Below are 3,711 nucleotides of genomic sequence, written 5' to 3'. Positions count from 1 at the left end.
GCGACGCGTTCGTGCTGGGCCTCCATGCGCAGGACGATGTCGGCGTCCAGGTCCACCCGGGCGAGCAGCGGCGGCCAGAGCAGCTCGTCCTCGCCCTCGTGGTGGTTCTTCAGGCCCAGCCGGTAGACGCGGAAGTGGTCGGCGATCACCTTGGCGCGAGCGGTGTCACCGGGGGCGACGTCCGCGACGAGCTTCACCAGCAGTCGTGACTCGCGGCGGAGCACGCGGTGGATGATCTCCATGTCCTGGGTGTCGACGCTCATCGGTTCCTCGCCCTTCGTCGGTTGCGACGAGGTAAAGGCTGCTCCCGGGTGTTTGGAGGGGACTTGGAACCGACATGGAACCGTCCGCATACGATGTGCGGATCATGGTCTTCATCCGGGTGCTGGGCGCGTTCGCGACCGAGGCGGACGGCGAGCCGGTCCAACTCGGCGGGCCTCGGCAGCGGAGCGTGCTGGCGTTGCTGGTGGCGGCGCGCGGGCAGGTCGTGCCGGTCGACCGGATGATCGAGGACCTGTGGCGCGGCGAGCCGCCCGCGCGGGCGCTGACGTCCTTGCAGGCGTACGTGTCCAACCTGCGTCGGCTGCTGGAGCCGGGGCGCGCGCCGCGCACTCCGGCGCGGCTGCTGGTGAGCGCGTCCCCCGGTTACGCGCTGCGGCTGCCGCCGGAGGCGGTGGACGCGTGGCGGTTCGAGGGCCTGCTCGACCAGGGCCGCGCGGCGGCCGATCCGCGCGCCGCCCGGGCCCGGCTCGCCGAGGCGCTGGGGTTGTGGCGGGGGCCGGCGTTCGCCGAGGTCGCCGACGAGCCGTGGGCGGCCGCCGAGACGGCCCGGCTGGACGAGTTGCGCCTGGTCGGCAGGGAACTGCACGTCGCGGCGGGTCTGCGCGTCGGCGATCCGGCCCCGGTGGTTCCCGAGGCCGAGCGCCTGACGCGGGACGAGCCCCTGCGTGAGGAGGGCTGGAGGCTGCACGCCCTGGCCCTGTGGAGCAGCGGACGCCAGGCCGACGCGCTGGCGGCGCTCCGCCGCGCCCGCGGCATCTTCAGCGAGGAGCTCGGGCTCGATCCCGGCCCGGACCTGACGGCGCTGGAGGAGGCGATCCTCACTCAGCGCACCGACCTCCTGCACGCGACCGTGCCCCCGCGGCCCGCCTCACCGCCACAGGCGATGCCGCTCCCGGGGACGGCTCCCGTCCGCGATGCGCCGTTCATTGGACGCCAGGCGGAACTGTCCGCCCTGCTGGAGACCGCTGCCGAGGCCGCCGCCGACGGAGCCCGCGTCGCGCTGGTCACCGGCGAGGCCGGGCTCGGCAAGTCGACGCTCCTGAAACACCTCGGCGGGCGGCTCGAACGCGACGGATGGCTGGTCGCGGTCGGCCGCTGCCCCGAGGTCGACAGCGCCCCGCCCGCGTGGGCCTGGACGGAGGCGCTCACGGCCGTCGCCGCGACCACCTCCCCCGGCGAGTTCGCCGACGACCTCGCGCCGCTGCTCACCGACACCACTGCGGTGAGCAGCGACGCCACCGCGGGACGGTTCCGCCTACGCCAGGCCGTATGGAAGTGGCTCGCGGCGGCCGCCACCGAACGGCCGGTCGCCATCGTCCTCGACGACCTGCACTGGGCGGACGCCGCAACCCTGGAGCTGCTCGGCGGCGGCCTCGGCCTGCGCGCCCCGATCCTGATCATCGCCGCGTACCGGGCGGACGAGAGCGGTCACCTCACCGAGACGCTGGCGTCCCTCGCCCGCGTCACGCCCTTCCGGCTCGCCCTGCCCGGCCTGGACGACACGGCCGTCGCGCGACTCGTCCGGAACGAGTGCGACGCCGACGACGAGACCGTCGCCGGGATCGCCGAGCGCACCGGCGGCAACCCGTTCTACGTGCGGGAAAGCGCCCGGCTGCTGAACGGGGAAGGGGCGCTGGTCGCCCTCTCCGAGGTCCCCGAGGGCGTGCGGGACGTCCTTCGCCGGCGCCTGTCACGGCTGCCCGAAGGTGGCGTGTCCATCCTGCGGCTCGCCGCGGTCGCGGGGCGCGAGAGCTCCGTGGACGTCCTGGTCAAGGCCGCCGACACCGACGAGGACGGCGTGCTCGACGCGCTCGACGCGGGTGTCATCGCGGGGCTCCTCGACGAGCCCGGCCCCGGCCACATCCGCTTCGTCCACGCCCTGGTGCGGGACACGCTCGTCGCCGACCTCAGCGGACTGCGCACCACCCGGATGCACGCCCGGATCGCCGCCGCCCTGGAAGGCACCGACGACATCGCGGCGCTGGCCCACCACTACGCGCGGGCCGGCTCGCCGAAGGCCGTCGGTTACTGCGTCCAGGCCGCCGAGCTCGCCGAGGCCCGCTACGCCCACGACGTCGCGGCCGACCTCCTCACCGACGCCGTCGCCCACTCGACCGGACCGGACGAACGCGTCGACCTGCTCGGCAGGCTGCTGCGCGCGCAGATCCGGGCGGGAGCCGTCGGAGCCGCCCGCGAGACACGCCGTCAGGCCGTCGAGTACGCCGAGTCCCTCGGCCGCGACGACCTGATGATCGCCGCGTTCACCGCGTGGACGGAGCCGACCGCCTGGCAGGCCCGCACGTACGGCACGGTGGACCGGCCCATCGTCGACCGGCTGAGCCGCCTGCTGAAGCGCTTCCTGTCCCCGCCGGTGCGGTCCCGGCTCCTGACGGCGTACGCGAACGAGTTGGTCGGCGAGGACGACCCGACCGTCCCGGAGGCGGCGCGGGAGGCCCTCGACCTCGCCACCGAACCCCGGCTGCGGGCCGCGGCGCTGGAGATCCTCGCCGGGGTCCACGGCGACGCGGCGTTCTGCCGGGAGCTCGTGCGGATCGGCACCGAGCACGACCTGCCGGTCTACCGCGTCACCGGGCTGCTCAACCACGCCGGCGTCGCCGCCGCCGCGAACGACCCGGCCACCCTGCGCCGGGTGACCACCGAGGCCTTGGAGATCGCGCGCGCCTACCGGATGCGCGAGGCGATCGACGTCGCCGAGATCACGCTGGCGGCCCTGGCGCTCATCGAGGGCCGGCTCGCCGACGCCGAGCTCCGCTACAACCAGGCGGACGAGGGCATGCGGCGCGCCGGATCGGTGCACGCCGTGGGCTTCCTCCAACTCGCCCTGGCCACGCTCTGGCTGAACGCCGGAACACTCGGCGAGCACCTGGACGACGTGCGCGCCCTCCACACCGCCCTCGGCCCCATGACGTCCGACCTGCTCGCGCTCGCCCTCCACGCCAACGGCCTGGACGCCGAGGCCCGCGAGGTCCGCGCGTCCCCCGGCCCGATCCGTCCCGACTTCTTCTTCACCTTCCTCACGTCGCTGCGCGCGATGGCCGTCGTCGCCCTGGACGACCGCGACGCCGCCGAGGAGGTCTACGCGGCGCTGCTTCCGCACCGCGACGGGCCCCCGGCGGGCGCCGAGAGCCTGGCGCTGGCGCTGCGTCCCGTCGCCCACACCCTCGGCGAGCTGGCCGTCCTCCTCGGCCTCGACGCCCAGGCCGCCGCCCATTTCACCCGGGCCGCCGCCATCGCCGACCAATGGAACGCCCCGCACTGGGCCGCCGAGTCCCGCTCCCGGAACGACCACCTAGTGCGCTGACCGGGAAGGTTTGCCGGGTTTGGTCACGCGGCTTTGCTGCGGGGGCGGCCCCATCGTTGTTGGCGTTGGCTGCGGATGCGGGCGCGTTCTCGGCGTTGGGCTGCCAG

At 74.8% G+C, this 3,711-nt stretch carries 2 protein-coding genes; one reads left to right on the top strand and one right to left on the bottom strand.

From position 1 onward, the window contains the following. On the bottom strand, positions 1–263 hold a 263-nt coding region (locus EBO15_RS42885), incomplete at its 3' end, for a hemerythrin domain-containing protein (protein WP_147481920.1). Positions 264–367: 104 nt separating this feature from the next. On the opposite strand from EBO15_RS42885, the gene EBO15_RS46995 reads away from it, so the two are divergent. Beyond that, a complete protein-coding gene (locus EBO15_RS46995) occupies positions 368–3,604 on the top strand; it encodes a BTAD domain-containing putative transcriptional regulator (RefSeq protein WP_122200155.1) in 3,237 nt (1,078 codons plus the stop codon). Positions 3,605–3,711 lie beyond the last annotated feature (107 nt).

The organism is Actinomadura harenae, from assembly GCF_003696215.1.
Taxonomy (GTDB): Bacteria; Actinomycetota; Actinomycetes; order Streptosporangiales; family Streptosporangiaceae; genus Spirillospora; species Spirillospora harenae.
This window is presented reverse-complemented; position numbering and strand designations above follow the sequence as displayed.

Bases quoted from the DNA above. Each gene is read 5' to 3' on its own strand.
- EBO15_RS46995 (WP_122200155.1), top strand. From the start codon at position 368: ATGGTCTTCATCCGGGTGCTGGGCGCGTTCGCGACCGAGGCGGACGGC.